The following is a 7,688-nucleotide window of genomic DNA, read 5'->3' on the forward strand; positions in this document are numbered from 1 at the left end:
TTTGTGACGACCGTTGAGAAAAGGAACGGCTAAGGAGGACTATTAGATAATGGAACCAGAACAATTACGAGCAATCGTAAAAGAAAACAATAGTTTAGAAACAAAATTAACCAAAAGAAATCAACAGTACATTTTTGATTTGAAAAAATCTTTAGAAGCAGCGAATTTGTCTGAAGAAGAAAAAGTAAAAGCCCTTCATGACATTCTGCCTACTTTAGTTGCAGAACAAAAAGGCGGAAGAACAGCCCGTCAATTGTTTGGGACAGTCTCTGAAAGAACGGAAGCAATCATCAATAAGCCAGCAGAAGTAAAAAATTCATCCACCCCTTTATTGATGTGGTTAGATAATACGTTGCTGTTGCTTGGTCTATTAAGTATCATGATTGCGATTACCGGATTGTTTTCACGTGGAACAACGCCAGCTTATGGCTTTTCTACACTCGTTCTAGGTTCTGCAATCGGTGGCTGGGTCTTTTATATGATGTACAAATACATCTATCAATATGAATATCCCGGAGCAGATCGAAGCAAGAAACCAGGAATGGGTAAGACATTGCTTATCCTAGGTGGAACGACACTTCTTTGGGTCGTACTGTTTTCTGCGACAACACTATTGCCGCCAGTTATCAATCCAGTATTAGATCCAGTAGTAGTTATCATTATCGGGGCAGCTGCTTTAGCAATCCGTTACTACTTGAAGAAAAAATACGGGATTATTGGAAGTTTATCCGTCCCAAGAAGATAAACTAGCAAAAAGATCAGCTATTTTGCTAAATATCGAGGGGTAGTAAAGAACCTCATTTTGTTTATCCATAGTTAAATAATAGTAAGGGGCTGTGACAAAAGTCTTGTCACAGTCCTTTTTTACGATAAACGGTGTTCAAAAGCCAGTTTCTCGGTATTAAGTCCAATTTATGCAAAAATGTGGAAAGCCATTTTCACAAAATTTTTCTTACTACTCGAAACTAAGCAGCTTTTTCACAGCCTCTCCACTAAACGGTGTTCAATCAGCTGACCCTCGGCATTAGCTCAACAAACGGCAAAACATGAGGAACTATTTTTCCGTTTTTTTCTCTAATACTCAGGTCAAAACGCTGATTTCACAACCTCTTCCTTAAACGGTGTTCAAAAGTTTGCATCTGCGGTAATAAACCCAACCAATTCAAAAACATGAGAAGCTGTTTTTGATTGGCTGTTCTTATTACTTGATGCAGGGCAGCTTTTTTACAATCTCTTTTAATACACACAGATGTAAACGCTTTATATTGGTATTCTATGAGAAAGCTAACTTGATTCCAAGTAGATCATTGACTTAAATGAAAAAATCAATTATTTTAATAGATAAACTAAATTAGAGGAGTGGTACTAAAAATGTCCAACTGGGAAACAAAGTTCACGAAAAAAGGATTTACTTTTGATGATGTCTTATTGATACCAGCAGAAAGTCACGTGTTACCAAACGAAGTGGATATGAGCGTACAATTAGCTAAAAATATTAAGTTGAATATTCCAATCATCAGTGCAAGTATGGATACTGTTACCGACAGCAAGATGGCCATTGCTATGGCAAGACAAGGCGGACTAGGTGTGATCCATAAAAACATGACGATCAGCCAGCAAGCGGATGAAGTAAGAAAAGTCAAACGTTCTGAAAGTGGCGTAATCATTGATCCGTTCTTCTTAACGCCACAGCATCTTGTAGCAGACGCAGAAGAATTGATGAGCAAATATCGTATCAGTGGTGTGCCAATCGTTGAAACACTTGAAAACAGAAAATTGGTAGGGATAATTACAAACCGCGACATGCGTTTTGTAACAGATTATCACATGCCGATTGCTGATGTGATGACAAAAGACAACTTAGTGACTGCCCCAGTAGGTACCTCTCTAAAAGATGCAGAAAAGATTTTGCAAAAACATAAAATTGAAAAATTACCAATCGTAGATAACGAAGGTCGTTTAAGCGGATTGATCACGATCAAAGACATCGAGAAAGTGATCGAATTTCCAAATGCAGCAAAAGATGAACATGGTCGTTTGCTTGTAGCAGCAGCCGTTGGTGTAACAAGCGATACATTTGAGCGTGCGAATGCTTTATTAGAAGCAGGGGCAGATGCAATCATCATCGATACAGCTCATGGACATAGTGCAGGTGTGATCCGAAAAATTCAAGAAATCCGTTCAACTTTTGCAGATGCAACATTGATTGCAGGAAACGTTGCGACGGCTGAAGCGACAAAAGCTTTATATGATGCAGGTGTAGATGTCGTAAAAGTTGGTATCGGACCAGGATCGATTTGTACGACACGTGTGGTAGCCGGTGTAGGTGTACCTCAGCTCACAGCTATTTATGATGCAGCATCAGTTGCTCGTCAATATGGCAAAGCGATTATTGCAGACGGAGGGATCAAGTATTCTGGTGACATCGTCAAAGCATTAGCTGCCGGCGGACATGCAGTGATGCTAGGAAGTATGTTGGCAGGGACAGATGAATCACCAGGTGAATTCGAAATCTTCCAAGGACGTCGATTCAAAACATACCGAGGTATGGGCTCATTAGGCGCGATGGAAAAAGGTTCAAAAGACCGTTACTTCCAAGGTAGTGTCAATGAAGCAAATAAATTAGTACCAGAAGGAATCGAAGGTCGGGTTGCTTATAAAGGAAGTGTTGCAGATATTATTTTCCAAATGATCGGCGGTTTGCGTTCAGGAATGGGTTATGTTGGGGCAGCGAATCTACAGCAATTACGTGATGAAGCGCAATTTATCCAAATGAGCGGCAGTGGATTAAAAGAATCACACCCTCATGATGTACAAATCACAAAAGAAGCACCAAACTATTCAGTTGAATCTTAAAAACATTAAAGAGCGTGGGACAAAAGTAAAGAACACTTTTGTCTCACGCTCTAAACACGTATAAACGGCGGAAGCAGAAGCAACTCCTTCGGAAATAAGAATAAATTCACAAAAATTTGAAAAGCAATTTTCGTGAATTTATTCTTATTTCTTGGAGTTAAACGCTTCTGTCCCAGCCTCTTTTTGAATAAACAGTGTTCCCTTGCCACCTCCGAATCACAAGTACAACATTCATAAAATATGAAGAGCTGTTTTTTGAATTTGTTCCTTGTAACTCGGAGCTGGGGGGTAGGCTTACGACCTCTCCACTAAACAGTGTTCAATCAGCTGACCCTCGGTATTAGCTCAAAAAACGGCAAAATATGAGGAGCTATTTTTCCATTTTTTTCTCTAATACTCAGGTTAATTCGCTGATTTCACAACCTCTGATAAACGGTGTTCAATCAGCTGACCCTCGGTATTAGCTCAACAAACGGTAAAATATGAGGGACTATTTTTCCATTTTTTTCTCTAATACTCAGGCCAGGACGCTGATTTCACAACCTCTCGATAAGTGGTGTTCAAAAGCCAGTTTCTCGGTATTAAGTCCAATTTATGCAAAAATGTGGAAAGCCATTTTCACAAAATTTTTCTTAATACTCGAAACTAAGCGGATTTTTCACAACCTCTTTATTTAATAACTTTTAGATTACCCATATAAGGAACGAGCGCTTCTGGAACTGTGACAGAACCATCTTCATTTTGGTAGTTTTCCAAAATGGCAGCTACTGTACGGCCAACTGCAAGTCCTGAACCATTCAGAGTATGAGCATAGTGGATTTTTCCATCATTATCGCGATAACGGATCATTGCGCGGCGTGCTTGGAAATCTTCACAGTTAGAACAAGAACTGATTTCACGATAAGTATCTTGTGCAGGTATCCATACTTCTAAGTCATAAGTTTTAGCTGCAGAAAAGCCCATGTCTCCAGTTGATAAGGCCATCACACGATAAGGCAAATGCAATTTTTTCAAGATATCTTCTGCATCAGCTGTCATTTTTTCCAATTCTTCGTAAGAATGCTCTGCATCCGAAAATTTGACCATTTCTACTTTATTGAATTGGTGAAGACGAATCAGTCCTCGTGTATCCCGACCAGCACTTCCGGCTTCAGAACGAAAAGCAGGGCTTAGTGCAGTGAAATAAATAGGTAAATCTGCACCATCTAAAATTTCATCATTATAATAGTTAGTTAATGGTACTTCAGCTGTTGGGATTAACGTTAGATCAGTATTCTCCAATTGGAAAACATCTTCTTTGAATTTTGGAAATTGTCCCGTACCAAACATCGCTTTACTGTTGACGATATAAGGAGTGATCATTTCAGTATAGCCGTGTTCGTAAATATGCTGATCAAGCATGAAGTTGTAGACTGCACGTTCTAATCGAGCACCTAATCCTTTGTAATAGACAAAACGGCTACCGGCTACTTTTGCGCCACGTTCAAAATCTAAAATATCAAGATTTTCTGCAATTTCCCAGTGTGGTTTTGGTTCAAAAGCAAATGTACGTGGTTCGCTCCAACGACGGATTTCTACATTGTCCTCTTCATCTGTTCCAACTGGCACAGAATCATGGGGAAGGTTTGGCAAAGTAGTTGCAATTTGTTTCAACTTTTCATCCACTTCAGCAATTTCAGTATCCAATGCTTTGATGTTGCCACCGACTTCTTTCATTTCAGCGATTTTAGCAGAAGCATCTTCTTTTGCACGCTTCAATTGGGCGATCTCAGCAGAAACATCATTTCGATATTTTTTTAATTCTTCACTTTTGACTAGTAGCTTACGACGATTTTCATCTAGTTCCATGAATTCAGCTAATGTTTCTTTTTTTACGCCCCGAGTCATCAATTTTTCTTGTACTTCTTCAATATTTTGTCGCATCATTTTTACATCTAACATATGATTTCCTCCTTTTTGAAAATAAAAAAAGACTGATCCATCCCATTATTCTTGGGACGAATCAGTCTGAAATTCGCGGTACCACCCAAGTTCAGCGTCAGCTGCACTTGTTGAACACATAACGGCTGTTGAACCGACCTTTCTTATTTCGAAAGGGCACGTAAACGAACTGGAACTTCCAAATTATCCTTTGCTGATTTACACCTGCCATCAGCTCTCTGAAAAAGAATAAAGTGTACTGGGTTCTGTGTTTTTCATTTATTCTAATAATTGTAATAAGAATAGCGAATATTTCAGCTTTCGTCAATAACTTCCTGTGTATCAATAGGTAATTTTTCATTTTTCTTGATTGGAAGGTGCATGATGAAAGAAGTCCATTGCTTATCTGATTTTGCATAAATATATCCGCCGTGCAAAGCCACAATGCTTTGAGCGATTGCTAAACCAAGTCCAGTTCCTCCAGTTGCTTGTGAACGAGATTCTTCTACACGATAAAAACGGTCGAATAGATTATCGATTGCCTGTTGTGGGATCATTGCTCCATTATTTTTGACTGTTGCAACAACTTCTGAACCGATACGTTCTACTTCGATTACGATCTTCGTTGCTCCTTTTCCGTATTTCAACGCATTCGTCAAAAGATTATTGAAGACACGTACAAGTTTTTCGGTATCGCCATCCATGATAAGGGAGTCTACTTTTGATTGAACAAGTATTTGGATATTTTTTTTAGAAGCTTCCAACTCAAAATCAGCTGCTAACTGTTCGATCAACTGGATCATGTCAAAGGCAGAAAAATTCACCGGGACAGCAGGCTGGCGTACCTTAGTATATTCAAATAAGTCGTCCACTAAAGATTTCATCTGCTTTGCTTTGATATAAGCAGTATGCGTATACTTTAAAAGATCTTCTTCTGAGTGATACTGGCCATCTTCTATCAGTCCTAGGTATCCAATGATGGACGTGAGTGGGGTACGGATATCATGACTGACATTCGTGATCAATTCATCTTTTGATTTTTCGATTTTACGTTCGTCTTCAATCGCTGCTACGGTACTATCCACCAATCCATTGATACTTGTTACCACTCGGCTTAAGTCACCACTCAGTTCAAAAGGGATACGATGATCATAATTTCCGTTTGCGATGTAGTGAAGTTCGCTGATGATATGCCGCAATTGCATTTGGCGATATCTTCGAATCAAGCGCCAATACAAAACACCAATATCTAATAGAAAGAAAAAGGGAATAATAAAATTCCGGCCGTTCCAGAACAAATCAGTGTTCAATCGTTCTGCAAAAATATTCTTTGAATCCCAAATCGCATTCGTCAAAGAAGGTGAACTGTTGATCACCGAACTGATAACAACCAGAATAGAAACATTTAATAGAAGCAAAAGGATAATCGTGATGATTCCTTCCGCTAACAATTCGCTGATTTCTTTTGAAGTCAAATTGATCCGACGGCGTTTTTCAGTTGCTCGTTTACTATCTTGCGTCAATTTTATAGCCCACTCCCCAAACGGTTTGAATGACTTTTTCACCACCAGTTGCTTCTTCAATCTTATCTCTTAAATGACTAACGTGAACCATGACAGTTTTAGCAGAGACAATACTTTCTTGTTTCCAAACACGCTCAAAAATTTCATCCGCGCTAAATACTCGATTAGGATGACTAGCAAGCAAGTAGAGGATACCGAATTCCAAAGCAGTTAATTGGATCTCCTTCCCATCAATTGTTTTAACTTCATGAGAATCTTTATTAATGATCAGTGCATTTACTTCTAATACATCAGGCTGATCTGGGGCAATCTGCATTTTTGTACGCCGTAATAGAGACTTTACTCTAGCCATTACTTCTAACGGATTAAATGGCTTGGTCACATAATCATCTGCACCAGCTACCAGTCCTTTGATCTTATCCATATCAGTAGTTTTTGCTGTCAGCATAATGATTGGTATTTGAGATTCTTTTCGCAGCTCTTTCACTACTTGCATCCCATCCATCTCAGGCATCATGATATCCAAGATAAGTAATTCAATATCGGGAATTGTTCTAATCTTAGATAATGCTTCCTTCCCGTCATAAGCCTTTACTGCTTCATACCCCTCATTGTGAACATAGATACTTAATAATTCAACGATTTCTTTATCATCGTCAGCAATCAAAATTTTCATAAATAAATCCTCCAGAGTCATATTGTTACTATTATTCTAGCAAAAAAAAGCAGAAATAGATAAAAGCAGCACTTTATTAAGGAAAATTTTAGAAGGTGAGACATCTAGTTGGTGTGAATAAGACAAGAACATGAACATTAAACTGAAAACAAAAGGATTTTACGTCTCTCGGAGTTATAAAGACGAACGAAAAAGGACCAGAACTAACCAATGATCATGTAAGCTAGAAATGTTGATAAATAAGCATTTTCTTATTGACTTTCACATGTGATGTTGATATATTATTATTTGTTCAAAAGAACACCAATAACTTATTAAATAATAAAAAATAAGTTGTTGACATGTTGGAAATGACATGATAAGATAACTGAGTCGTTAAAAAAGAACCACTTGTGAAGCTTGATTCTATCGAAAAAAACTTCAAAAAAGTTCTTGACAAATAACAAACGATAAGTTATGATAAATGAGTTGCTGAAAGATTTCGAAAAACGAAATCGAAAAAAACTTTTAAAAAAGAGTTGACAATCGTTTGCCTCTCTGATATGATATAAAAGTTGCTACGGCAGCCAAAAATGAATCGGGAAACACTCTCGATGAAGTAGACCTTTGAAAACTGAACAAAGTAAGACAAACCAAATGTGTAGGGCGTCTTGATTCAATTCAAGACAACAAACATTTTTAACAAGCAAGCAATATGCTAGCAAACAAATTGA

General features: G+C 38.1%; 5 protein-coding genes and 1 other annotated feature. Of the genes, 2 read left to right on the forward strand and 3 right to left on the reverse strand.

Going from position 1 to position 7,688, the window contains the following annotated elements; all coding sequences use genetic code 11:
• Positions 1-49: 49 nt before the first annotated feature.
• Together OS138_RS04090 and guaB are read left to right on the forward strand one after the other, a co-directional pair.
• Positions 50-745 carry a DUF1129 domain-containing protein gene (locus OS138_RS04090; RefSeq protein ID WP_002299780.1) on the forward strand — a complete coding sequence of 232 codons (696 nt, stop codon included), beginning with the start codon at positions 50-52 and terminating at the stop codon, positions 743-745.
• 626 nt (positions 746-1,371) lie between these two features.
• Entirely contained in the window at positions 1,372-2,856 is a 1,485-nt protein-coding gene (gene guaB, locus OS138_RS04095) for an IMP dehydrogenase (RefSeq protein ID WP_002295264.1), read from the forward strand.
• A gap of 669 nt (positions 2,857-3,525) precedes the next feature.
• Here guaB and serS read toward each other — a convergent pair.
• The 3 genes from serS to OS138_RS04110 all read right to left on the reverse strand — a co-directional run bounded on the left by serS (position 3,526) and on the right by OS138_RS04110 (position 6,975).
• Complete coding sequence (serS, locus tag OS138_RS04100) at positions 3,526-4,797, reverse strand: serine--tRNA ligase (protein WP_002307286.1); 1,272 nt, start codon at positions 4,795-4,797, stop codon at positions 3,526-3,528.
• A 49-nt stretch (positions 4,798-4,846) separates the two neighbouring features.
• Positions 4,847-5,052 (reverse strand) — a binding site (T-box leader).
• 38 nt (positions 5,053-5,090) lie between these two features.
• The gene (locus OS138_RS04105) at positions 5,091-6,299 is read right to left on the reverse strand and encodes a sensor histidine kinase (RefSeq protein ID WP_002295267.1); all 1,209 of its coding nucleotides are present in this window, start codon (positions 6,297-6,299) and stop codon (positions 5,091-5,093) included.
• A complete protein-coding gene (locus OS138_RS04110) occupies positions 6,286-6,975 on the reverse strand; it encodes a response regulator transcription factor (RefSeq protein ID WP_002295268.1) in 690 nt (229 codons plus the stop codon). Before OS138_RS04110 ends, OS138_RS04105 begins: the two co-directional genes overlap by 14 nt.
• Between the last annotated feature and the right edge of the window lie 713 nt (positions 6,976-7,688).

The sequence above is a fragment of the Enterococcus sp. E5-37 genome, assembly GCF_035726925.1.
GTDB classification, from domain to species: Bacteria; Bacillota; Bacilli; order Lactobacillales; family Enterococcaceae; genus Enterococcus_B; species Enterococcus_B faecium.